Below are 23,375 nucleotides of genomic sequence, written 5' to 3'. Positions count from 1 at the left end.
CAGACATACGCGCGCACCATCAGTCGGGCCTCCGCACGCGGTAGGTCGTGACCTCGGCCGGCTCGTCGCCCCCGAAGGCCGCGATGCGCTCGTGGACGTCATCGACGCGGGGGTCGTCCGAGGCGTCGGCGAGCGCGGCGGTGTCGCCGTAGGCGTCGATCGAGTGGGCACCGAGCGCGACGTCCGCGATGCCGGGCGGTGGGTCGGCGACCCGTTCGACGACGATGCTGCCCGCCGCGCCCGCACGATCGGGGTGGCCGCCGGACTGCAGCGCCGGGACGAGATCGTCGGTGTGGCGCACCGTGACCTGGAGCGTGGCCTCGCCGGGATCGGCCTGCACGGGAGAGCCGAAGGTCACGTTGCCCACGACGCGGAAGGGCCCGTCGACCGCGAGGCGTGACGTGATCGCGCCGCCCTGCGAGTACCCGACGGCGAGCACGGCGTCTCCCGGCCGCGCGCCGGCGGCGCGGAGGGCACTCACCACCGATTCGTACGACGCCGAGCTGCGGCCCGCGTAGAGCTGCACGTTCGACGACATGTCGAAGGGCTCGCGGCCGCCGAATCCGAGCGGCGATCGGGTTCCCGCGACGTAGACGGCGAAACGGCGCTCGCCTCCCGCGAGGGTGTAGCGCTCGACGCGAACCTGATCGCCCTCGCGCGGGATGCGTTCCGCGAGCGCGGCGAGTGTGCCCGGCGCCGCCGCCTCGCGAACCGCTGACCGCGTGACCTCGACGACCTGCGGCGGCGCGGACCCGCCGCGATCGGGGGTCGCACGCCCCAGCCCCAGGGCGCCGAGAGCGGTCAGCGCGAGACCGCCCGCCGCGACGGCGGCTCCCCCGAGCAGGCCCAGTGGAACGGCGGCTCCGCCGATCTGGCGCTGGAGCTCGCCGTGCCGCAGCAGCGGCCAGGTCCTCAGCAGCAGGTCGGCACGCGAAGCGGCCGTCGGTGAACGGTCGCGGGCCGCGAAGATCCGGCGGTCGAGCAGATCCGTCACGCGACGGTCGCCACCCTCGGCAGCCCGCCGTGCGGCTTCGAGCTCGACGATGTCGTAGACGTCCGCGGCATCCCGCAGTCTTCCGGCGAGAGCCGAGGCCTCGGCGGTGAGCGCGTCGAGGAGCTGGGTGAGGTCAGCGGCGAAGGCCGCTGCGGGCCACGCGGTCGCATCGTGCGCAGCGAGCTCGCGAGCGGCCGTCTCGAACATCGACCTCAGCACGTCGCATTCCGTCGACAGGCCGAGGAGCACGGATGCCGCGAGACGGAGCTGTTCCGTATCGACCGCGATGACCCCGCCGTCGCGGATGTCGAGGGAGTCGTCGCTCACGGGCCTCCCGCCACGAGCCGGGTCTGCACCCGGTGCAGTTCGTCGTCGAGGCGGTCGATGCGCATCGCCGCGTCATCCGATCGCTCGCGCCACGCGGCGAGCCGCTCGCGGTACTCGCGCGCGGCGCGGGCGCGCCAGGCCGTGTCGTGTTCGAGCTCGGCCGCGCGGCGTCGGATCGCGTCCACCTCGTCGCGCAGGGCGGTCAGGCGCGGGCGCAGCGCCGCGATCATCTCGAGCGTCAGCACCGCGGCGGCATCGAGTGGCGTGGCGTTCGAAACGAGCGGCTCAGGCGGAGGCATGCCCCTCACGATGCCGGTGCGGGGAGCCGCACGGACCGCCCTCGTCCCCGCTGGGGGACGACGAACGTCGGCGATACATCTGTGCAGGAAAGGCCGCATCCTCCACAATGGGACGGTGACCCGACGCGCCGAGCCCTTCCGCGTCATGTTCGTCTGCACCGGGAACATCTGCCGCTCCCCCATGGCCGACGTGGTCTTCCGCTGGTTCATCGACCAGTCCGGGCTCGGCGACCGTGTCGTGTCGGCGAGCTCGGGAACGGGTGACTGGCACGTCGGCGAGCCCGCGGACGGACGCACGCTCGAGGCGCTCGAACGCCGCGGATACGACGGGCGGGGGCACCGGGCCCGTCGCTTCACGCTGACGGATTTCGACCGATCCGACCTCATCGTCGCGCTCGACCGTTCGCACGAGCGCGTGCTGTCGAACTGGGCGCGTACGACGGCCGACACCGACAAGCTCGGCCTTCTCATGTCGTTCGACGCGCACGCCGGCGGCGACCTCGATGTGCCCGACCCGTACTACGGCGACGCCGGAATGTTCGACGAGGTGCTCGCTATGATCGAGAGCGCGAGCCGGGCGCTCTTCCGGCAGCTCGAACCCGCGATCCGCACCACGTCCTGAGCGCCCGTTCACACTGAATGGAGCCTCGTGACCTCTCTGCCCCCGCAGCCCCTGAGCCCGCTCGACGGCCGATACGCCGCCGCCGTCGGATCCCTCGCCGACTACCTCTCCGAAGCCGGTCTGAACCGCGCACGCGTCGAGGTGGAGGTCGAATGGATCATCGCCCTGACCGACCGGAGCCTGTTCGGCAGCTCGCCCCTCGCGGATGAGCAGAAGACGCGGCTGCGCGGCCTGTACCGCGACTTCGGTCAGTCGGAGATCGACTGGCTCGCCGCCAAGGAGGCCGTCACCCGCCATGACGTGAAGGCCGTCGAGTACCTCGTCCGCGACCGGCTGTCGGCCCTCGGCCTCGACGCGATCGCCGAGCTGACGCACTTCGCGTGCACGAGCGAGGACATCAACTCGGCCTCCTACGCGCTCACCGTCAAGCGCGCCGTCGAGAACGTCTGGCTGCCGAAGCTGCACGCCGTCATCGGCGCCCTCGGCGACCTCGCCCGAGAGCACCGAGATGCCCCGATGCTCTCGCGCACCCACGGCCAGCCCGCCACCCCGTCGACGATGGGCAAGGAGATCGCCGTGTTCGCCTGGCGCCTCGCCCGCGTCGCGAAGCAGATCGAGGGCGGCGAGTACCTCGCGAAGTTCTCGGGGGCGACCGGCACCTGGTCCGCGCATCTCGCGGCAGAGCCCGACGTCGACTGGCCCGAGCTCTCGCGCTCGTTCATCGAGGGCCTCGGCATCGACTTCAACGTCCTGACCACCCAGATCGAGTCGCACGACTGGCAGGTCGAGCTCTACGACCGGGTGCGGCACGCCGGCGGCATCCTGCACAACCTCGCGACCGATGTCTGGACCTACATCTCGCTCGGCTTCTTCGCGCAGATCCCCGTCGCCGGCGCGACCGGGTCGTCGACGATGCCGCACAAGATCAACCCCATCCGGTTCGAGAACGCCGAGGCGAACCTCGAGATCTCCGGAGGCCTGTTCGCCACGCTCGCGCAGACGCTCGTCACGAGCCGCATGCAGCGCGACCTGACCGACTCGACGACGCAGCGCAACATCGGCGTCGCCTTCGGGCACTCGCTGCTGGCGCTCGACAACCTGCAGCGCGGGCTCACCGAGATCTCCCTCTCGCGCGACGTGCTGCTGGCCGACCTCGACGCCAACTGGGAGGTGCTGGCCGAGGCGATCCAGACCGTCGTCCGCGCCGAGATCGCCGCCGGCCGCTCGCAGATCACCGACCCCTATGCGCTGCTCAAGGACCTGACCCGCGGTCGCCGTGTCGGCGGACCGGAGCTCGCCGAGTTCGTGCGCGGCCTCGACATCGGCGATGCCGCCAAGAAGCGCCTGCTCGCCCTGACCCCCGCGACCTACGCGGGCCTCGCCGACGACTTGGTCTCACGCCTCGGCTGACGCCGAAAACGCACCGCCCCGCCGAGAACGCTCGGGGGGCGGTGCGTTTTGGTGTGGACGGTACGCGCTCGGCGGTCGCTCAGCTCCGAGGCGACGTGCCGGGGGCCGGGTCGTCGGGAGTCTCGGACTCGTCGGGGTACAGAACCGGGCGGTCGACACGCTTGCTCACCTGCGCGGGATCGACGGCGAGCATCAGCAGTGCGATGATCACGAGCGTCGCGATGAAGGCGATGCCGGCGACGACGAGGGCCACGACGACGGCACGCTCGACCGACTCGCGCGGGATCGACTGGAACGCCCCCATCGACACGAGGGTGATGACACCCGAGAAGATCGCCGCGACGAACGCGAGGCCCAGCAGCTGGACCGGGCGCATGATCTCGCGGCGGGTGGGGTGTTCGCCGCTCACGATGCGACCTCCGGATCGGACGAGGGGGATGACGGAACGGATGCCGCGGGCACGATCTCTTCGCGCCGCGGCGAGAAGCCGGCGATTCCGAGGAACACGGCGACGATCGCGGCGTAGCCGCCGAACAGTCCCACCCCGATGGTGATGCCGGTGAGCGTGAAGGCGCCGGCCTCCTCGATGACGTAATCGAGACGGTAGGCCGGGTTCACCAGCAGCAGGCCCGCCACGAGCAGCAGGGTGATCGCGCCGATGAGCACCTCGTCGCGGGCGGCCGGGGCACCGGAGCGTCGCCCGCGGATGCCGCCGACCAGCTCGATGAGGCCCGTGACGGCGGCCCAGGAGATGACGACGGCGAAGAACCCGATCGGCGTCCGCAGCGGCGGGATGCCGGCGAGGATCGCGGCGATGAGGGTGAGTGCCCCGAGCGCGATCGGCAGCCCGCGGCGGCCCGCGGGACTCGTCAGCCAGGCTCCGACGAAGAAGATGATCGCGGTCGCTGTCGCGAAGCCGCTGAATACCGACATCCCGACGGAGGCGGAGTGATCGGGCGAGAAGGTGATCATCACGGCGGCGACGGCCGCGAAAAGGGCGCGCGCGAGCTGGACATGCCGCACCTCGAAGGTGCGGGCGGCGGATGCTGCAGACACGGCGGACTCTCGCGATTCAGAACGGGATCCCCCCGATTCTACGCTTCCGGCCCGGGACGCCGCCCGCCGGGCGGCATCCCGCCGGGGAATCCTCCGGACGGCATCGACGTTGCCCCCGCACATGAAGGCATTGACGTACAACGAGTTCGGCGGCAACGACCGCTTCGAGATCACCGAGCGGGAGATGCCCCACATCGGGCCGGACACCCTCGTGGTGCGCGTGGTCGCCGCCGGTCTGAACCCCGTCGACTACAAAGTGCGCGAGGGGTACCTGCAGGGCCTGCTCGACGTCCAGCTGCCCGCCGTCCCGGGGTGGGACGTCGCCGGAGTCGTGGAGAAGGTCGGTCTCGACACCCCGGAGTTCCAGGTCGGCGACCCGGTGCTGGCCTACGCGCGCGCCGATGTCGTGAGCGGCGGCTCGGTCGCCGAGTACATGGCGGTCCCCGTGCGCACGGCCACGCGCAAGCCGGACGGTCTCGATTTCACCGCGGCCGCTGCGATTCCGCTCACCGGCCTGACCGCGCTGCAGGCGATCGAGCGGTCGGCCGTCGGAGAGGGATCGACCGTCCTCATCCACGGCGCGGCCGGCGGAGTGGGATCGTTCGGTGTTCAGCTCGCCCGCCTGCGTGGCGCGCGCGTCATCGGCACCGCGTCGGAGCGCAACCACGACTACCTCCGCGGGCTCGGCGCCGAGCCCGTCGTCTACGGCGACGGCCTGGCCGGCCGGGTGCGCGAGATCGCTCCCGACGGCGTCGACGTCGTGCTCGACTTCGCGGGTGGCAGCTCGCTCGACTCCACGCGCGACCTGCTGCGCGAGGGCGGTGTCGTCACCTCGATCGCCGACCCGCGGGCGGCATCCGAGTTCGGCGGCAACTACATCTGGGTTCGCCCGGATGCCGCGCAGCTCGCCGAGCTCGCGCGTCTCGCCGCCGACGGTTCGCTGCGGGTCGAGGTCGCCGAGACCTTCCCGCTCGACGACGCCGCCGCCGCCTACGCCCGTCTGGAAGAGGGGCACACCCGCGGCAAGATCGTCGTCACGGTCTGACGGGTGGATGTCGGAGGCGGGCGCGATCCTGGAGTCGTGCCCGCCTCCTTGATATCCGAGATGCCGTCCGCCTGCCGCGTGTGCGGCGGGCGCTCCGGCGGCATGAGCCCCGATACGGGGCACTGGGTGTGCCGGCGCTGCGGATGGCGTCTGGGTGACGCCTTCGACGCCGACCTGCCCCGCCCGGTCGTGGCCGTCGTCTACTACCTGCGATTCGGCGCCCGCGTGAAGATCGGCACGAGCGAGCGGCCACGGCAGCGGCTCGCCGCCATCCGGCACGACGAGCTCCTCGCATTCGAACGCGGCGGGCGGTCGCTCGAGCAGCAGCGGCACCGCGAGTTCGCCGCACTCCGCGAGGGCGGCGAGTGGTTCACCCTCGTGAGCCCGCTGACCGAGCACATCGAGACGGTACGGGCGGCGGCATCCGATCCGTGGCTCACCTACGACCGATGGCTCGGCGACGCGTATCGGCGCGCGTCGTCGTGACGCCGCAGCCGGCGCCCGGGCGGATACGGCGTCATCCCTCCGTGAGGAACTCGATCGCGGTCTGGCGGAACACCCGCGACCCCGGTGCGTTGAAGTGGTGCCGGTCGGGGATCTCGACGAAGCGCCCCTGCGGCGTCGCGGCGGCGAGCGCTTTCGATCCCTCGATGATGGCGTCACGAGATCCCGTGGCGAACAGCACGGGCTGCTCCGGCGCGTTCGCGGGGTCGGGATCGACGGTGCCCGAGGCGCGCATGCCGCCGGCGATCGCCAGCAGCGCCCGCAGGTCGTTGCCGGGGACGCGCTCGGTGAGCCGCACGTAGTTCTGCGTGACGGGGTCGGTCACCTCGGTGCCGTTCTCGACGAGCGCGCGCACCTGATCGATGTCGAGGCGCGCGAGCGGGATGCCGTCGGGCACGCCGCCCAGCACGCCGCGCGTGATGCGCGCGGAGAAGTCCTGAAGCACCTCCCAGCCCACACGCGCGCCCAGCGAGTAGCCGACGTACATCGCCGTGTCGACGAGATAGGTGTCGAGCACAGCTTCGACGTCGGATGCGAGCTGGTGCAGGTCGTAGTCGGCGGCACGATGCGGCTTGTCGCTCGCACCGTGTCCTCGCTGATCGAGACCGAGCACGCGGAAGCCCGCGCGCTGCAGGTCGCGCACCCACCCGGTCGAGACCCAGTTGTCCTTCGTGTTCGACGCGAACCCGTGCACGACGACGACCGTCGGAAGGTCGTCCTCCCCCCACGAGTAGGTGGCGATGCGGTGGCCGTCCTCGCCAACGAGGACGAATCGCGGTTCGGGCAGCTCGGTCAGACCTGAGGACGCGGGGATGCTCACGGCTCCATTCTCCCGCGCGGCGGAGGCCTGCTCGGCGGAGGCAGTCACTTCTTCGCGGGGTCGTGGCCCCAGTTCATGAGCGAATAGCGCCAGGCCGTCTCGGTGATGTCGCCCGAGGGGCGCTGCGCGAGGTGCCGGTTGACGTAGCCGACGACTTTCCGCATGTGCTTCAGGTCCGATTCGGTGAGCTCGTCCTTCTTGGTGCGGAGGAGGTCGACGATGCGTCGGCCCGACTGGTGGCCCGTCGACTCGCCGCCGCCGTCCTTCTGACCGACCTTCTTCGACTCGTCGGTATCGAGCCATTTCTCGAGCTCGGCGGGGCTCATGTTCACGGCGTCGCGGAACTCGTGCCGCGTCTGGTCGTCGTCGTCACTCATGGTGCGATGGTGCCCGCGGCTGCGCCCCAGCCGCATCCTCTTGACAGCAGGATGAGTCAGCTCGTCATGCCGCCTTTTCGCGGTTTCTGCTGTCGGCGGGTATGGCGATTCCTGCACAATTCGCGTACGTCGCGACATATCCACCGTCGAACGTATATACACCTCCCATGTCAGAGGTCGCTGACATTATGGGAACATGACATCGAACGACGGCGGAGGGCTCGGGCGCGACGGTGCCGCAGATGCGTCGCCGCACGCCGACGCGTTCTCCGTGTTCGCGGAGGCGCTCGACCAGTTCCATGCGGCTGATGTCTCGCGGGTTCGTGCGTTGGCGGAGCTGGGTCGGTCGGCGTTGCGTGAGGCGCGCCGTGATGGGGTGCGGGGGATGGCGTCGGACATGGAGCTGCGTTCGGTCGCGGCCGAAGCCGCAGGGATCGCGCGACTCACCGACCGGCGACTGCAGGGTGAGATCGACCACGCGATGACCGTCATCGACGACTATCCCGCGGTGTTCGACGCATGGGTTCAGCGGCGGATCGAACGCGGCCACGTCGACGTGGTCGTGCGGGTCGGTGCCGGGGTGCCGGCGGAGGTGCGGTCGGCTTACGCGGAGGCCGCGATCGGGGTGTGCGAGCGGGACGTGCCCTCCCGGGTGCGAGGCACGCTGGAGGCCCTGGCGGCCAGGTTGCACCCGCAGACGTTCACAGAGCGGCACAAGACCGCGGCGGCGGAACGATGCGTACGCGTGTTCCACGGAACCGATGGGATGTCGAACCTCGTCGCCAATTTGCCCACGGTGATCGCGGCGGGGATGCTCGACCGGCTCACGCAGATGGGACAGTCCGTGAAGGACGCTTGGGCGGAGACGGGCGCGGGCGCCGCCGGGACGGATGCTGCGGGCGCGGCCCCCGTCGGGGAGAGCGAGCCGGCCGATACGCGGACGATGGATCAGCTGCGGGCCGACATCCTCGGCGACCTCGTCCTCAGTGGGGCACCCGTGATCGACCCGACCTACGGGACCGACCGGCCCGGTGGGCTCGGCGCGATCCGGGCACGCGTGCAAGTCGCCGTCACCGCGGAGACCCTGATGGGGCGGGACGAGAACCCCGCCGAAGCTGTGGGCGCCGGGCTGATCGACTCCGACACGGCACGGCAGCTCGCCGGGCAGGTCAGCGAATGGGACCGGCTGTTCATCGACCCCGTCACCAGGACCCCGGTCGAGATCGACACGTACCGGCCTACCGCATCGATGAAGAAACTCCTGATGGCGCGGGATCAGCACTGCCGGTTCCCCGGATGCCGGCGAGCCGCGATCCGCTGCGAGCTCGACCACACCATCGACTACGCCCTCGGCGGGCACACCCACATCTTCAACCTCGCCCACCTCTGCCAACGACACCATTCGATGAAGCAATTCACGAAATGGGAAGTCCGGCAGCTCGGCGGCGGGGTCCTCGAATGGACCTCACCCCTCGGCAGGGTCTACCGCGAAGACGTACCCATACCCGCGGTGTGCTTCACCATCGACACCGCCGATCCGCCACCGGACAGACCACCCTTCTGACCGCGCGGCGTCTGGGGCGGGTCTCATATCCGGCGCATAGGTCCACCCAACGATACGGATGGGCTGACCGGCGATGCTCGGTGGTCGAACCGACCGAGGAGTCCGACGTGAACCGCATCCCCGAACCCGACCACACGCCCGCAGGGCCGGCCTACGAGGGCCGTCTGCTCGACCGCGCCGACGACGAGGTCGTCGACCAGGGCGCCCCGTTCGACATCCGCACGCTGATGAGCCGCCGCTCCGTGCTGAGCCTCGCCGGCCTCGGACTGGGCGCCGCAGCTCTCGCGGCCTGCACTCCCACGGCGACCGCCTCGCCGTCGGCCTCGGCCACCGCGGCACCGACCGCGACACCCACCGCAACACCGTCCGCGACAGCCCTCGCGAACTCCGACCTGCCCGCCGGCGAGATTCCCGACGAAACCGCCGGCCCCTACCCCGGCGACGGGTCGAACGGACCCGACATCCTCGAGCGGTCCGGAATCGTCCGCAGCGACATCCGATCGTCGCTCGAAGGCGGGACGACGGCCGATGGCGTGCCCATGACCCTCCGGCTCACGATCCTCGACACGGCCCGGGGCGACGTCCCGTTCGCGGGTGCCGCGGTCTACGTCTGGCACTGCGACGCCGCCGGCGGGTATTCGATGTACTCGAACGGGGTCGAGAACGAGACCTACCTGCGCGGCGTGCAGGTTGCCGACGCATCCGGCGTCGTCACCTTCACCTCGGTCATCCCCGCCTGCTACACGGGCCGGTGGCCGCACATCCACTTCGAGGTGTACCCCGACACGTCGGCGATGACCGACGCCGCGAACGCCGTCGCGACATCCCAGGTCGCCCTCCCCGAGGACATCTGCACCGCCGTCTACGCGCTCCCTGCCTACAGCGGTTCCGCGCGCAACCTCGAGCAGGTGTCGCTCGCCTCCGACAACGTCTTCGGCGACGACGGCGGCGCGCTCCAGCTCGCAACGGTCTCAGGAGACACGTCATCCGGGTACGGCGTCTCACTCACGGCGCGAGTCGACACGACCACGACCCCGACGGCGGGCGCCGCTCCGGGCGGGAGATCGCCCGGCCGCCCCTGAACCGTCCTCGCAGCGTGAGCCCGCATGATGCCACGCAACCCTCATGGCTGGCCAGGAGGGACCCGCTGGCCCTCGCATGAGGTGGAATGGGATCACCGCTACGAAGGGACAACCACCATGCGCGGAGTCATCATGCACGCCCCCGGCGACGTCCGCGTCGAGGAACGCCCCGACCCGGTCATCGAGAAGCCCACGGATGCCGTCATCCGCGTGGCGGCGGCCTGCATCTGCGGCTCCGACCTGTGGCCCTATCGCGGCGAAGACGCCATCAAGCGCCCCATCCCGATGGGGCACGAGTACGTCGGCGTCGTCGAGCAGATCGGCGACGATGTCAGCGGACTCTCCGTCGGCGACTTCGTCGTCGGCTCGTTCATCGCCTCCGACAACACCTGCGAGATCTGCCGCGACGGCTACCAGTCGCACTGCGTCGACCGCGTGCCGATGGGCCGTCTCGGCTCGCAGGCCGAACGCCTGCGCGTCCCCCTGGCCGACGGCACGCTCGTCGTCGTCCCGGGCCAGCCCACCGACGACCAGATCCGCGGCCTGCTGGCGGCATCCGACGTGCTCGGCACCGGGTGGTTCGCCGCCGTCGCCGCTCAGGCCGGCCCCGGCAAGACCGTCGCGGTCGTCGGCGATGGCGCCGTCGGACTTCTCGGCATCCTGTCGGCCAAGCAGCTCGGGGCCGAGCGCATCATCGCGATGTCGCGCCACGCCGACCGCCAGGCGCTCGCCCGCCGGTTCGGCGCGACCGACATCGTCGAGGAGCGCGGCGGCGACGGCGTCGCGCGAATCAAGCAGCTCACCGACGGATTGGGCGCGCACTCGGTCATCGAAGCGGTCGGCACGCAGGAGTCGATGATGCAGGCGATCCGCTCCACCCGCGCCGGCGGTCACGTCGGATACGTCGGGGTCTCGCACGACGTCGAGCTTCCCGGCGCCGAGCTCTTCGGATCGGGCGTGCACCTGCACGGCGGGCCGGCTCCCGTGCGGCAGTACCTCCCCGAGCTGATCGAACTCATCATGTCGGGGGCGATCGACCCGGGCGCCGTCTTCGACCTGACGCTGCCGCTCGACGACGCCGCCGAGGGCTACCGGGCCATGGACGAGCGCCGCGCCACGAAGGTGCTGCTCACCCTCTGACCGGCACCGGGATGCACGGCATCCGATCCGACACCCCGTCCAGGATCAGCCCCGCGTCGTGACCGCTCGCCGGCGCACCCGCGCGACGATGAGGAGCAGGCCGACGAGGCTCAGCCCTGCGGCGAGCGCCAGCGGCGCGGGCGAGACCTGGCCTCCGGATGCCGCGAGCGAGCCGATCGCCCGGGCGTCCGAGCCACCGGCCGGCGCCCCGGCCGGACCGGTGCCCGACGAGCCTCCCGACGACCCTCCCGGCGAACCCGTGCCGCCGGGGGTTCCCCCTCCCGGCTCGCCCGTGCCCGGCTCACCCTCACCGGGTGCCGCCGTGACGTCGGCGAGTCCACCGTGGGTGAGGCTCAGGTACGGCGCCGAGTGGATCGTCGTCATCGGCCCTTCCTCGGCGAGCAGCGCCGCGCGCTGGTCCGTCGGGAAGTGGTTCTGCGCCAGCTCGAAGTAGCTCATGCTGTGCGCCAGGACCCCCGCGTCGCGCAGGTAGTCGATGGTTCGCACATTCGCGAGCTTCGCCGGGTCGCCCGTGTAATAGGGGAAGGATGCCGGGTCGGCGACCCATCCCGTCGCGGCGTCCGCGGCGTCGGCGAGCCCGCGCCCGTTCGCGTTGACGTGAGCGTGTACGTCGTACCCGTGCGCCGACAGCGTCTCGGCGACGAGGAAGAGCGGCAGCAGCGAGAAATGGGTGTACCAGATGCCGTAGTCTCCGACGCCGTTGTTCCGATCGACCTCCTCCGGGAGGTGCCCGTTCTCGTCGATCTGGTGCTCGAGCAGCTCGACGGCGCGCGCGTTCGCCGCGTCGAGCCCCGCCTCGTCGTCGAGGTACGCCGCCACGGCGGTCGTCGTCTCGAGGGCCCAGCTGCCCCAGTTGTTCGTGCGGTGAAGGATCGACGCCGCGACCGGCGTCGCCGTCTCGCGCAGGAAGCCGGCGAACACGGCCTCCGAGGCCGCACTCCACACCGACGTGCCGCGCAGCAGCTCGGCGGCATGGACGAAAGCCGGGAAGTGGTAGCTGAAGGCGAGCGCGGAATCTTCGCGGGTGCGCACGCATTCGACCGTCGTGGTCCAGGCGTCGATGAACTGCGCGGCATGCGCACCGTAGCGGGCATCGCCCGACAGGCGATACGCCAACGCGAGCTCGTAGGCGGTGTTCGCGTCGTTCTGCAGCCCATCCCGTGCCGCACGGTGCGCGGTCGGATCGTTGTAGAAGAACGGCACGAAGAACGTCGTCGGCGGGGCGGGCGCTCGCTCGAGACCCGCGTCGGCAGCGGTGAGCAAACGCGCGTACGCGAACGCCTGCGGCTGCTCGCCCGCCGCGATGCGCGCCGATACCGCCTCGACGCGGGCGTCGCTCACGAGCACCTCGCCGCGGCCGGCATCCGTCGCCGGCGTCCCCGACCAGCCGACGCAGTCGGTCGGCACCGGCTCGGCCCGATCGATGACGCCCGACAGCTGCACGGAGGCGGCCGACATCCGGACGTCTCGGTGCGCCGCGAGGGCGAACCCGCTGCCCGAGAAGGCGCCGTCCGTGACGTCGATCAGCGTCGTCGCCTCCCCGACGCCGCCGAGGCCGACCCGCATCCGCTCGCCGTCGAGCGACGCCGTGACCGTGACCGGGCCGGACCCGGGGCGAGCGTCGGTCTGCGCGGTGCCGAGTACGGCGACCTGACCGTCACCGGCGGCGCGGATGACCGCCAGCTCACCGCTGTTGCGGACGAGAACGGTGTAACCGGACTGCGTGTAGTCGTCGGCCGTTCCGGTGCGACGCACCGTGAAGCCCGCCCACGCGCTGGCTCCCCCGCCCGCAGCGGAGAAGGTCACCGTCGCGGTCGCCGCCTGGTCGAGGCCGCGGCCGGTCAGCGCGAGGATCGAACCTCGTGACGACCCCGGCTGCACGACTCTCGCGACGCCGTCCGCTGCCTCCCACGTCCCGGCTGCGGGCAGCCACTCGGACGTCAGCTCGTCGAACGCCTCGTCGATCGTCGCGGGCGGTGTCGGCGCGGCGGTCGCCGGGAGGGCTGCCATCGTCAGCGCGACGACGCCGATCAGACCGAGCGAGAATCTCCATCGATTCTTCATGTCTTACCTTTCGTCGGGGTTTTCGGTGTTCACATCACGCGCAGCGAGACGATCCGCGCCTGCGCGGCACCGTTCGTGGCCGTCACCCGCACTCGCAGGCCCGTCACCCCGTCGACCTCGACCTCGTGCACGCGCTGGCGTCGGCGATTCGCCGTCACGCTGACCCGTTCGACCCAGACGCCGTCGGCGCCGCAGGTCTCCACGACGTAGTCGCGGACGAGCTCGGGGAACACGCGATCGGGTGTGCGGTGATGGTGCAGAGTGTTCAACTCGACGTCGGTGTCGTCGTCGAAGACCAGGCGCACGGTGCTGATCGACTGCGCGTCATCCCACGCGAGGGCGAGGTGCGGTGCTGCGTCGTCGGGACGCGACATCCACAGGTTCGGACCGCCGAAGAACCGCTGGTAGCCGCCGACCGCCTGCGGGGCCGCGAACGCCGCGGTGTCGGGGTGCAGGCGCACGCGCGGGGTCCGTCCCCGCATCGGGATCGCCGGCCACGCGATGACGCTCTCCGACTCGTCGACGGCGACGTTCTGATCGCCGTCGGCCTGAGGCCGGTGCGGCAGGGTCAGCACTCCCGGCACCTGAGCCTCAGCCAGCACGACGCTCACGTCGGGGTCGGCACCCAGCACCACGACGACGTTCTCGGGCTCGTCCGGTGTCCATGCCAGGGGCAACCGCACCCACTGCGGATCGGCGGCTGCCGCCACATCGACCGAGACCCGCGACCGTTCGTCGATGGGAACCGCGTTCTGCCGACGCCCGGTGGTCCACAGGGCGGCGGTGAGGGTCGTGTCGCGGGCCACCGTCAGCAGGACATCCAGGCCGTCGAGCCGCGGGTCCACGGGAACGAGCACGCCCAGGTCGGAATCGAGAGGGTGCTCAGCGACAGCGGCATCCGGAACCAGCCTGACGGGATCGACCGTGGTTGCTGCTGACGACGCCGACACGCGGGCGTGCCGCGCCAGGTCGGCCGGATCGGTGTTGCGCACGCCGAACACCGAGGCGTCCTGGCGCAGGAGCACCTGGCGCAGCTCGTCGGCGTGATCGGCCGCCAGCGCCCGCGGACGCACCCCGAGGTCGAGCGCGAGGGCGGCGCCGGTTCCCGCCGCCTCGCCGCCCGCGCCGCACGTGGCCATGACGCGGGTCGAGCCGAATGCCACGTGGCTCGCCGAGATGTCGCGGCCCGCCACGAGCAGGTTCGCGACGTTGCGCGAGTAGTAACTGCGGAACGGAATGCCGTAGATGCCGTTCGAGTACCGCTGGTGCGCCCCGGCCTCGGTGGCGTACATGCCCTCGACCGGATGCAGGTCGATCGACCAGCCGCCGAACGCGACGTCGTCGTGGTGGTCGACCTGATCGAGGATGTCGTTCTGCGTCAACACGTGGTCACCGAGGAATCGGCGGTACTCGCGCTTGCCCGGGATCGTGCCGACCCATTCGAGGTCGAGGGTCTCGGCGTCGAAGCGACCCGAGTTCTTGATGTAGTCCCAGATGCCGAAGATCACCGAGCGCAGCTCGTCGCGGATCGCCTCGTTGTCGTGAACTGTGTCGAGGTGGCCGCCCCACTCGATCCACCAGTAGTGCGCGCCCGAGTCGCCGGACCGCAGGATCCGCGACGTCGGGATCGGGGTTGTCGTGATGTCCTTCGCCGAGTCCGGCGCGACGAAGTCGACCGGTCTGCCCACATCCTTGGTGTAGAAGAGGATCGTCGAACCGAGGAGCTCGTCATCGGCCGTCTCGGGCGCCCACGCCTCGCCGAACTCGCCGCGGGCCTCGCGGCCGATCCGGAAGTCGGCGCCGGCCAGGTACCCGATGAGGCCGTCGCCGGTGCAGTCGAGGACGTACGGGCTGCGGAACGTCGTGGCGATCTCCGACCCCATCGTCCACCCGTGCACCGCCGTCACGACCCGCTCGCCGTCGACGTCGTCGGTGTCGATCTCGCGCACATCCGTGTTGAGGAACAACCGGATGTTGGGCTCGGCCCGCACCGCGTCGAGCACCACCTCGTCCCAGATGATCGGGTTCCCCTCCGGGTTGCGGTACTGGTTCTCGACATAGAGCTCGCCGATCACGCCGCTCTCGCGGGCGAACCGCTGGATGCCGTGCGACGTCGCGCCGACGACCCAGACCCGCACCTCCGACGACGAGTTGCCGCCCAGCACCGGCCGGTTGCCGATGAGCGCCACCCGCTTCCCCAGTCGCGCGGCGCTGATCGCCGCGCAGACGCCGGCGAGGCCGCCGCCGACGACGGTGATGTCGGATTCGATGTTCTGAGTGCGCATGGTTCCTTCAGGGCAGGGGGGACACCGGCGGGAGCGAGACGGCTCCCGCCGGTCGGATGGCGGTCTGGTCGAGCGGTGAGGCGAGCGGGCTCAGAGCAGGCGGGAGATCGCCTCCCCCGCGCTCTTCATCGCCGCGGCGGGCTGGGCCTGGCCGATGAGCACCGCCTGGACCTGTTCGGCGATCGCGGTCTCCATCTGCCCGTACGCGGGGTACTTCCACAGCGGGCTGGGCTTCGCTGTCGCGGTGATCGACGACGTGAACGCCTCGACGAAGGTGTTCGAGGTGACCGCGTTCGACGAGAGGGCGGCATCCGTCGTCGGCGGTAGGCCGAGCGCGGTGAAGTACGTCTCGCTCTGCGCGGTGTCGCTCGTGAGCCACGATGCGAAGTCGGCCGCCGTCTGCGCCCCCTCGCCGTCGACGACGACGACGAGGTGTCCCCAGAGGACGTGCTGCGGGGTCTGACCCGCCTTCAGCACCGGCCGGGCGATGGGGGTCATCTTGTCGCCGAGCGAAGCGTCGGGCGACTGCGACAGCACCGCCGACTTGCCCACGGGCGCGTCGTCGTAGAGCGCGGTCGACCCCTGTGCGAAGAGGGTGCGGGCGGCGGCACGGTCGACGTCGGGCGCGATGAGCCCCTCGTCGTAGAGCTTCTTGTACCACTCGACGGCCTTGATCGACGCTTCGTCGCCGATCGCCGAGGCGTCGCCGTCGACGATCGGCGAGCCGAAGGTCTGCATCCACACGACGATGTCCTTGAGCTGCGCGGCCTTCGTGCTCGCCGCGTACGGGATCACCCCGATGCCCTTGAGCGCACGCAGGCCCTCTTCGAACTCCTCGATCGTGGCGGGGGTGAGCGACGCCCCGGCACGGTCGAACAGCTCGGCGTTGCCGATGAGACCCACGGCGCCGATCGTCCAGGGCAGTCCGAGCTGCTTGCCGTCCGACTTCCCCGCGCCCAGCGCGGCATCGGTGTATCCCTTGCCCTGCGCGAACGCCGAGAGATCGGTGAGCTTCCCCAGCGCGGCGAGCGCCGACAGCCAGGCGACGTCGAGCTGGGCGGCGCCGGCGAACTGACCGCCCCGCACCTGCAGCGTCAGCTGGTTGAGGTAGTCGTTGTACGGGTAGGCCACCGTGTCGATCGCGATGCCCTGCGCCTGCCGGAAGCCCGACAGGGCCGACTCGATCGCCGGTTTCGCCGCTTCTTCCGAGAGGCTCCACGACGAGAACGTGAAGTCGGTGGCGGTGCCGCCGCCCGGCGTCGCGGCCGGCGCACCGGAGCCTCCCGGGGCGCAGCCGGCGAGCCCGAGCACGGCCGCGCCGCCGATGCCGAACACCGAGTAACGCAGCAGCGTGCGCCGCGAGATGTCCTGGACCATGAATTCTCCTTCGAATCGGGTGGGTGGGTCAGCCCTTGACCGCGCCGGCGGTGATGCCGCCGACGAGGAAGCGCTGGAGCAGGATGAACGCGACGCATACCGGCACCGACACCACGAGGGATGCCGCCATGAGCGCGGGCCACGAGGTGCTGGCCTCGGAGATGAAGGTGTTCACGAGGCCGGGCGGCAGCGTCTGCCGATCGGGCCCGGCGAGAGTGAGCGCGAAGATGAAGTCGTTCCACCCGCGGACGAAGGCGAACAGCCCCGCCGCGACCAGACCGGGCGCGGCCAGCGGGAACACGACCGAGTGGAAGATGCGCCACGGACCGGCGCCGTCGATGCGCGCCGCCTCGATGAGGTCGTCGGGGAGCGCGTCGAAGAAGCCTTTCAGCATCCAGACGCACAGCGGCAGCGTGAACGTCGTGAACGACAGGATCAGCGCGAGGTAGGTGTTCAGGAGACCGAACTGGGCGAAGACGAGGTAGAGCGTGACGAGCAACAGCGCCTGCGGGAACATCTGGCTCGAGAGCACGAAGTACATCAGCGACTTGCGACCGGCGAAGCGGTACTTCGAGAAGGCGTACCCCATGTACATCGACACCACGACCGACAGCACGGCGGTCACGACCGACACGATCACGCTGTTGCGGAGGTAGCCGAAGATCTGCTCGTTGCCGAAGACCGTCGCATAGTGCTCGAACGTCACCTGGGTGGGGAAGATGGCCGGCGGGAAGGCGAACACGCGGTCGCTCGGCGTGAGCGACGTCACGAGGAGCCAGTACACCGGGGCGAACCCGAACAGGACGATGACGGCGAGCGCGGTCCACATTCCCCAGCGGATGCGGGTGCGTCGGCGTCGTGTCGGACGCGGGGACTCGGGGGTCGTCGCGGCCGCTGCCACGGGCGCGGGAACGGGGGTGATGGTGCTCATCGGGAGCCTTCCTTCTCGCCGCGCTCGGAGAGCCAGACGTACACCACGACGAGTACGGTCAGCAGCGCCATCCAGACGATGCCGAGCGCGCCGGCGTGGCCCAGGTCGTACCCGCGGAAGGCGGTGTCGTACACCTCTGTCGCGAAGGTGCTGGTGGTGCCGGCGGGGCCGCCGCCGGTCAGCACGAAGATCGTGTCGAAGTGCTGGAAGTTCCAGATGAACTCGAGCAGGACCACGAGGGCTGCGACGCCGCGGATGTGCGGCCACGTGACGGCGAAGAAGCGGCGGACGACGCCGGCTCCGTCCATCGAGGCCGCCTCGTGCAGTTCGCCGGGGACCGTCTGGAGCGCGGCCAGGAGCATGACCATCACCCAGGGGAACGTGTTCCACGTCTTCGCGATGATGAGGGCGCCGCGAGCGGTGTCGGTCTGGAAGAGCCAGGCGACCGGGCTGTCGATGGCGCCGAGGCTCATGAGGATGCCGTTGAGCACGCCGTAGTTGGCATCGAAGATCCACATCCAGAGGAAGGAGACGACGACGCCGGGAATCAGCCACGGGATGAGGAAGGCGCCCCTCAGGATGCGCTGGCCCGGGAAGCGCTGGTTCAGCACGAGCGCGAGCGCGAGCCCGATCAGGAAGGGCGCTATGGTCGCGCCCACGGTGAAGATGAGGGTCTGCCAGACGAGACGACCGAAGTCGTCGGCGAGGACGGCGGACAGGTTCTCGAGCCCCACGAACTCCATGCCCGGATAGAGCAGGTTCTCGTCGAAGAACGCCGAGACGAGCGACCGCAGCAGCGGATAGAGCACGATCGCGCAGAGCAGCACGAACCCGGGCAGCAGCAGGAAGACCAGGAAGGTGCGCTCGCTCAGCCGCGAGCCGAGTCGGCCCCGCCCGGGGCTCTCGTGAGCGGTCACGCTCGAAGAGGTCATCGTCGTCCTTCGTTTCGTCGTCCGGGCCGTCGTCTGCGACTCCCGGGGCGGCGACCATCCGCGTCGCCGAACTCAGAGTGCACGACGTGCGCACAGTGCGCAACTGCCATGCACTATGTGCATAATAGGGTGACGAACATCGGCGGCGAAAGCGAGGAAGCATGGCTGCGGAGAAGGGCGCCAATCAGAGCGTCGAGAAGGCGATCACGGTTCTCGAGACCTTCTCGGGGGGCGAGCCCATGCGCGTGAGCGATGTCGCGCGCGAAGCGGGGATCGGCCAGTCGACCGCATCCCGTCTGCTCGCGACCCTCGAGGCCGGCGGGCTGGTCGAGCGCGACCCGCAGACGTCGCTCTACTTCCTCGGCGCCGAGCTCATGACCCTCGCGGGCATCGCGATCAATCAGAACCGGGTGCACCGAGTCGGTCGTCAGATCGCGCAGAGCCTCGCCGGTGAGATCGGCCTCGGTGTCAACATCGCCCTCCTCCGCGGTGCGGAGCTGGTCTACCTCTGCAACTTCGAGGGGCCGCTCTCACCGAAGTCGCACACGCTGATGGGTCAGCGCGTCCCGTTGCATGCGACCAGCATCGGCAAGGCCACGCTCATCGGCACGAATCGCGAGAAGCGCCAGCGGTTGCTGCCGGAGCTGCCCGGATTCACCGAGGCGACCATCACGACGCACGATGACCTCGACCGCGAGGTCGCGCTGACCGCGCGACGCGGGTACGCGATCGAGGTCGAGGAGTTCGTGCTCGGACGGGCCTCGACCGCCGCGCCGATCCTCGACCGCAGCGGAAAGATCATCGCGGCCGTATCCATCTCCGGGCCGCTCACGGCGATCGATCTCGAGACGCGCGGCGCGGAGCTGGGCCGGACGGTCGTCGAGACCGCCGACCGCATCAGCTCAGGCCTGGGCTATCAGGGCCCGGCCTGAGCCTTGCGGTCCGAGCGGCGGCGCCCCGCCCGCGCGATGAAGAACAGGACCGTCCCGACCACGATGTAGCCGGCGGTACCGAGCCACACCGGGCCGGTCTGCTGGGTGAGCAGCACGATGCTGGCGATGATCGCCAGCACGGGCACGACCCGGGGCACCGAGAAGTGCTCGTGCTCGACCTTGTCCTTCTTCAGCACCAGAACGCTGACGTTGGCCGAGAGGAAGACGAGCAGAAGCAGCAGCACCGTCGTCTCGGCGAGCGTTCCGATGTCGCCGAGCACGGTGAGGAGCATCGTGGCGCCGGCGACGACGAGGATCGAGACCCACGGCGTGCGGCGCTTCGACAACACGCGGCCGAAGGCGTGCGGCAGCAGACCCGACTCGGCGAGGCCGTAACCCACGCGACTGGCCATGACCATGAAGAGGAGGGCGCCGTTGGCGATCGCCACGAGGGCGATGAGGCTGAACAGCCACGGCGGGATGGCGACGCCGCTGGCGGTCACGACATCCAGCAGCGGACCGGTCGATTCGGCCAGCTCGGCCGGCGGCACCACGATCACGGCACCGATCGCGATGAGCAGGTAGACGACAGCCGCGGTGATGATGGCGCCGAAGAGCGCCCGCGGGTACGACTTCGAGGGGTTCTTCACCTCTTCGGCCATGTTGGCCGCCGCTTCGAAGCCGAGGAACGAGAAGAAGGCGACGATGGATGCCGCGAACGCCCCCTGCAGCGGGGGCACATCCGGGGCGAACTCGAAGACGCGCGCCGGCTCGCCACCGCCGCCGGCGAACACCATCGCCGCGACGAAGATGACGATCACCAGACCCGAGACCTCGATGATCGATGCCACGAAGTTCGTTGCGAGCGACTCGCGCACACCCCGCAGGTTGATGACGGTGAGCACGGCGATGAAGGCGATCGCCACCGGGATCGGCGGGATGTCGAACAGCGCGGCGAAGTAGTCCCCCGCGAACGCGTTGGCCAGCGCCGCCGCCGTCGTGATGCCCGACGCCATCATGAGGAACCCCACGAGGAACGACAGGAACGGGATGCCGAACGCCTTGTCGACGTAGCGGGCGGCACCGCCCGCGTGCGGGTACTTCGTGATGAGCTCCGCATAGGTGCCGGCGGTGAGCAGCGCGACGACGAGCGCGATCAGCAGCGGCAGCCAGATCACGCCGCCGACGTCGTTCGCCATCGTTCCGACGAGGGTGTAGATGCCGGCGCCGAGGGTGTCGCCGACGATGAATGCGAACAGGAGGGGGGTTCCGATGGCCCGTTTCAGCCCGGGCCGATCGTCGGCGATCGGCGCACTGGTGTCGTTGGTCATCGCAACACTCCAGCGCCACATCCCGAATTCGGACAACCCCTGGCGCCGGCGCGCGATCTGTGGTTGTGAACCTGCCGCTGGCCGGTGCCCGATGCAGGCAGGATGAGAGACATGTCCGATGCCCCCGCCCGCTCGTTCCTCCGCGGCGCCGCCGACCTCGCGCGCGGCTTCGGCTTCTGGTCGCGCCGGCCGGGGGTCATGGCGCTCGGACTCATCCCCGCCGCGATCGTCGGGCTCGTCCTCCTCGGCGGACTCATCACCCTCGGCGCCTTCCTGCCTCAGATCGTCGACGCCCTCACGCCCTTCGCGGACGCGTGGCCCGAGGTGTGGACGACGATCGTGCGCATCGCCGCGGGCACCGCCCTGCTCGGCGGGGCGATCGTGCTCGTCGCGGTGTCGTTCACCGCGCTCACCCTCATGGTGGGCGAGCCGTTCTACGACCGCATCTGGCGTGCGGCCGAAGCCGACCTCGGCGGCGCCGTTCCCGACAGCGAGGGAGGGTTCTGGCGATCGGTCGGCGATGCGATCGGGCTGATCGCCCGCGGTCTGCTGGCCGCCGTTCTGGCCGCCCTCGTCGGCCTCATCCCGGTCGTGGGCGGCGTGCTGGGGTCGGTCACCGCGGTGTCGCTCACGGGTTGGCTCCTCGCCGACGAGCTCACCTCGCGCGCCCTGTCGGCGCGCGGCATCCTGGCGGCCGACCGTCGCCGCCTGCGGCGCTCCCACCGCGCCCGGTTCCTGGGCTTCGGGATCGCGACGCAGCTGTGCTTCCTCATCCCGCTCGGGGCTGTGGTCACGATGCCTGCCGCCGTGGCCGGCTCGACCCGGTTGGCCCGCGCGGTGCTCGACGCGCGCGACTGAGGTTCAGGCGGCCGGTCTCACGCGTGCCGCATCGAGTCGGGCTCCTCATCGCGGATGTGCTCGTTTTCGATCTGGAAGGTGGAGTGCAGCACCGACACCTCGAAGTGCTCCGCGACGCACGAGCGCACCTCCTGCAGCACCTCGGCCGCGTGGCCGTCGCTGAAGCATCGGTCCTCGACGACGACGTGAGCCGTGATCGTGGGCAGCCCCGTTGCGACCGTCGACGCGTGCAGATCGTGCACGTCGGTCACATGGTCCAGACGCAGGATGTGCGCGCGCACATCGTCGAGGTCGAGCCCGCGGGGCGTGAACTCCATCAGCACCGAGGCCGTCTCGCGCATCAGCTTCACCGCGCGGGGCACGATGAGGGCGGCGATGAACAGGCCGGCGACGGCATCCGCCTGGGCGAATCCGGTCGTCGCGATCACGATCGCGGCGACGATGACGCCGACCGAGCCGAGGGCGTCGTTGAGCACTTCGAGGAACGCCGCGCGCATGTTGAAGTTCGCGCCGCGACTCGACGAGAGGACGGCGATCGCCACGATATTGGCGACGAGCCCGACGACGCCGAAGACGAGCAGCTCGATCGCGGGCACCTCCGGCGGCTCGAACAGGCGCCGGATGCCTTCGATCGCGGCGTACACGCCGACGACGAGCAGCAGCGCCGCCTGCGCGAACGCGGCGATCACCTCGATCCTGCGGAAACCCCACGTCCGGCGGGCATTCGCGGGACGCATCATGAGGTTCGCCGCGACGAGGGCGACGAGCAGACCGGAGGCATCGGTGAGGGCGTGCGCCGTGTCGGTGAGCAGCGCGAGGCTGCCCGTCACGATCGAGCCCACCGCCTGGGTCACCACGATCGCGGCGGTGATGCCGAACGCGATCCACAGCTTCACACGGAAGTCGGCCGGCTGCCCCGCCGGGATCGCACCCGCCGGCGCGTGGCTGTGCCCCGCACCCATCAGCCGGCCACCGCGACGTCGGTCACCGGCCGCGGCCGGCGGAGGTGGGCGCACAGCGTGGCACGGGTACCGGTCGCGCGCAGCAGAGCCTCGGCGGCGTCGACGAGCCCCGCCGTCGCGTCGGGCTCGGCCAGGGCGTACCAGGATGAGCGCCCCTCGGGACGGAGGGTCACGAGCCCGCACTCGAGCAGGAAGGCGACGTGCTTGCTGACGGTCGACTGAGCGAGGCCGACGTGCTCGACGAGGTCGCGAACGCGGTGCTCGCCGTACGACAGGTGCTGCAGCACCGCGAGGCGGGTCGGATCGGCGAGTGCCTGGAACAGGTGCGCGTAGATCTCGGTGGCCCGCTCGTCGAGCTGCGTCGCCATCCGCGGGGAGGCCTCGGGATTCATCGTCACACGGCGATGATATCGCTGGCCAGGCGCATCCGCCAGGGCTCGGG

The 23,375-nt window shown here is 70.5% G+C and carries 23 protein-coding genes; 9 read left to right on the top strand and 14 right to left on the bottom strand.

The window, feature by feature from the left end; translation table 11 throughout:
* Nucleotides 1-19: 19 nt before the first annotated feature.
* Nucleotides 20-1,321: a glycine/serine hydroxymethyltransferase gene (locus MTS1_RS10360; protein WP_023953628.1), complete on the bottom strand. Its 1,302-nt coding sequence runs from the start codon at nucleotides 1,319-1,321 to the stop codon at nucleotides 20-22.
* Nucleotides 1,318-1,620 (bottom strand): hypothetical protein, encoded by a 303-nt coding sequence (locus MTS1_RS10355; protein WP_023953627.1) that lies wholly within the window; start codon nucleotides 1,618-1,620, stop codon nucleotides 1,318-1,320. Before MTS1_RS10355 ends, MTS1_RS10360 begins: the two co-directional genes overlap by 4 nt.
* A 145-nt stretch (nucleotides 1,621-1,765) precedes the next feature.
* Here MTS1_RS10355 and MTS1_RS10350 point away from each other — a divergent pair, with 145 nt between their 5' ends.
* Together MTS1_RS10350 and purB are read left to right on the top strand one after the other, a co-directional pair.
* Nucleotides 1,766-2,242 carry a low molecular weight protein-tyrosine-phosphatase gene (locus tag MTS1_RS10350; protein ID WP_036305536.1) on the top strand — a complete coding sequence of 159 codons (477 nt, stop codon included), beginning with the start codon at nucleotides 1,766-1,768 and terminating at the stop codon, nucleotides 2,240-2,242.
* A 27-nt stretch (nucleotides 2,243-2,269) separates the two neighbouring features.
* Complete coding sequence (gene purB / locus MTS1_RS10345; RefSeq protein ID WP_023953625.1) at nucleotides 2,270-3,652, top strand: adenylosuccinate lyase; 1,383 nt, start codon at nucleotides 2,270-2,272, stop codon at nucleotides 3,650-3,652.
* A gap of 79 nt (nucleotides 3,653-3,731) precedes the next feature.
* On the opposite strand, the gene MTS1_RS10340 is transcribed toward purB, so the two are convergent.
* Nucleotides 3,732-4,061 carry a hypothetical protein gene (locus tag MTS1_RS10340; protein WP_023953624.1) on the bottom strand — a complete coding sequence of 110 codons (330 nt, stop codon included), beginning with the start codon at nucleotides 4,059-4,061 and terminating at the stop codon, nucleotides 3,732-3,734.
* Nucleotides 4,058-4,708 (bottom strand): hypothetical protein, encoded by a 651-nt coding sequence (locus MTS1_RS10335; RefSeq protein ID WP_023953623.1) that lies wholly within the window; start codon nucleotides 4,706-4,708, stop codon nucleotides 4,058-4,060. Before MTS1_RS10335 ends, MTS1_RS10340 begins: the two co-directional genes overlap by 4 nt.
* A gap of 121 nt (nucleotides 4,709-4,829) precedes the next feature.
* Between MTS1_RS10335 and MTS1_RS10330 the strand changes: the two genes are divergently transcribed.
* Nucleotides 4,830-5,753 carry an NADP-dependent oxidoreductase gene (locus MTS1_RS10330; RefSeq protein WP_023953622.1) on the top strand — a complete coding sequence of 308 codons (924 nt, stop codon included), beginning with the start codon at nucleotides 4,830-4,832 and terminating at the stop codon, nucleotides 5,751-5,753.
* 36 nt (nucleotides 5,754-5,789) lie between these two features.
* Complete coding sequence (locus MTS1_RS10325) at nucleotides 5,790-6,239, top strand: GIY-YIG nuclease family protein (RefSeq protein ID WP_233494919.1); 450 nt, start codon at nucleotides 5,790-5,792, stop codon at nucleotides 6,237-6,239.
* Between the two features lie 31 nt (nucleotides 6,240-6,270).
* On the opposite strand, the gene MTS1_RS10320 is transcribed toward MTS1_RS10325, so the two are convergent.
* Nucleotides 6,271-7,077, bottom strand: a complete 807-nt coding sequence (locus MTS1_RS10320; protein ID WP_023953620.1) for an alpha/beta fold hydrolase — start codon at nucleotides 7,075-7,077, stop codon at nucleotides 6,271-6,273.
* Nucleotides 7,078-7,121: 44 nt separating this feature from the next.
* Nucleotides 7,122-7,454 carry a DUF3140 domain-containing protein gene (locus MTS1_RS10315; protein ID WP_023953619.1) on the bottom strand — a complete coding sequence of 111 codons (333 nt, stop codon included), beginning with the start codon at nucleotides 7,452-7,454 and terminating at the stop codon, nucleotides 7,122-7,124.
* Between the two features lie 196 nt (nucleotides 7,455-7,650).
* On the opposite strand from MTS1_RS10315, the gene MTS1_RS16315 reads away from it, so the two are divergent.
* The 3 genes from MTS1_RS16315 (at nucleotide 7,651) to MTS1_RS10300 (ending at nucleotide 11,240) form a co-directional block, all read left to right on the top strand.
* Nucleotides 7,651-9,018, top strand: a complete 1,368-nt coding sequence (locus tag MTS1_RS16315) for an HNH endonuclease signature motif containing protein (RefSeq protein ID WP_023953618.1) — start codon at nucleotides 7,651-7,653, stop codon at nucleotides 9,016-9,018.
* 107 nt (nucleotides 9,019-9,125) lie between these two features.
* The gene (locus MTS1_RS10305; RefSeq protein WP_036305531.1) at nucleotides 9,126-10,100 is read left to right on the top strand and encodes an intradiol ring-cleavage dioxygenase; all 975 of its coding nucleotides are present in this window, start codon (nucleotides 9,126-9,128) and stop codon (nucleotides 10,098-10,100) included.
* A 117-nt stretch (nucleotides 10,101-10,217) separates the two neighbouring features.
* On the top strand, nucleotides 10,218-11,240 hold the full coding sequence (locus MTS1_RS10300) for a zinc-dependent alcohol dehydrogenase family protein (protein ID WP_023953616.1): 1,023 nt from the start codon (nucleotides 10,218-10,220) through the stop codon (nucleotides 11,238-11,240).
* Between the two features lie 45 nt (nucleotides 11,241-11,285).
* Here MTS1_RS10300 and MTS1_RS10295 read toward each other — a convergent pair whose 3' ends face one another.
* The 5 genes from MTS1_RS10295 to MTS1_RS10270 form a co-directional block, all read right to left on the bottom strand.
* Nucleotides 11,286-13,325, bottom strand: coding sequence for an alginate lyase family protein (locus MTS1_RS10295; RefSeq protein WP_023953615.1), 2,040 nt, complete (start codon nucleotides 13,323-13,325; stop codon nucleotides 11,286-11,288).
* 29 nt (nucleotides 13,326-13,354) lie between these two features.
* Complete coding sequence (locus MTS1_RS10285) at nucleotides 13,355-15,610, bottom strand: FAD-dependent oxidoreductase (RefSeq protein ID WP_023953614.1); 2,256 nt, start codon at nucleotides 15,608-15,610, stop codon at nucleotides 13,355-13,357.
* 90 nt (nucleotides 15,611-15,700) lie between these two features.
* Nucleotides 15,701-16,987: an extracellular solute-binding protein gene (locus tag MTS1_RS10280; protein WP_023953613.1), complete on the bottom strand. Its 1,287-nt coding sequence runs from the start codon at nucleotides 16,985-16,987 to the stop codon at nucleotides 15,701-15,703.
* A 28-nt stretch (nucleotides 16,988-17,015) separates the two neighbouring features.
* Complete coding sequence (locus tag MTS1_RS10275) at nucleotides 17,016-17,918, bottom strand: carbohydrate ABC transporter permease (protein WP_023953612.1); 903 nt, start codon at nucleotides 17,916-17,918, stop codon at nucleotides 17,016-17,018.
* A complete protein-coding gene (locus tag MTS1_RS10270; protein ID WP_023953611.1) occupies nucleotides 17,915-18,850 on the bottom strand; it encodes a carbohydrate ABC transporter permease in 936 nt (311 codons plus the stop codon). Before MTS1_RS10270 ends, MTS1_RS10275 begins: the two co-directional genes overlap by 4 nt.
* 161 nt (nucleotides 18,851-19,011) lie before the next feature.
* Between MTS1_RS10270 and MTS1_RS10265 the strand changes: the two genes are divergently transcribed.
* Complete coding sequence (locus MTS1_RS10265; protein ID WP_023953610.1) at nucleotides 19,012-19,782, top strand: IclR family transcriptional regulator; 771 nt, start codon at nucleotides 19,012-19,014, stop codon at nucleotides 19,780-19,782.
* Here the strand turns inward: MTS1_RS10265 and MTS1_RS10260 are convergent.
* On the bottom strand, nucleotides 19,767-21,113 hold the full coding sequence (locus MTS1_RS10260) for an APC family permease (RefSeq protein ID WP_023953609.1): 1,347 nt from the start codon (nucleotides 21,111-21,113) through the stop codon (nucleotides 19,767-19,769). The two genes, MTS1_RS10265 and MTS1_RS10260, sit on opposite strands and share 16 nt — an antisense overlap.
* 111 nt (nucleotides 21,114-21,224) lie before the next feature.
* On the opposite strand from MTS1_RS10260, the gene MTS1_RS10255 reads away from it, so the two are divergent.
* Nucleotides 21,225-21,971 (top strand): EI24 domain-containing protein, encoded by a 747-nt coding sequence (locus tag MTS1_RS10255; RefSeq protein WP_023953608.1) that lies wholly within the window; start codon nucleotides 21,225-21,227, stop codon nucleotides 21,969-21,971.
* A gap of 17 nt (nucleotides 21,972-21,988) precedes the next feature.
* On the opposite strand, the gene MTS1_RS10250 is transcribed toward MTS1_RS10255, so the two are convergent.
* Nucleotides 21,989-22,933, bottom strand: a complete 945-nt coding sequence (locus tag MTS1_RS10250) for a cation diffusion facilitator family transporter (RefSeq protein WP_023953607.1) — start codon at nucleotides 22,931-22,933, stop codon at nucleotides 21,989-21,991.
* Nucleotides 22,933-23,325 (bottom strand): helix-turn-helix transcriptional regulator, encoded by a 393-nt coding sequence (locus MTS1_RS10245; RefSeq protein WP_233494944.1) that lies wholly within the window; start codon nucleotides 23,323-23,325, stop codon nucleotides 22,933-22,935. Before MTS1_RS10245 ends, MTS1_RS10250 begins: the two co-directional genes overlap by 1 nt.
* Between the last annotated feature and the right edge of the window lie 50 nt (nucleotides 23,326-23,375).

This window comes from Microbacterium sp. TS-1 (genome assembly GCF_000509385.1).
Classification (GTDB): domain Bacteria; phylum Actinomycetota; class Actinomycetes; order Actinomycetales; family Microbacteriaceae; genus Microbacterium; species Microbacterium arborescens.
The sequence above is the reverse complement of the archived record's forward strand: the minus strand, read 5'-3'. Positions and strand labels throughout refer to the sequence as shown.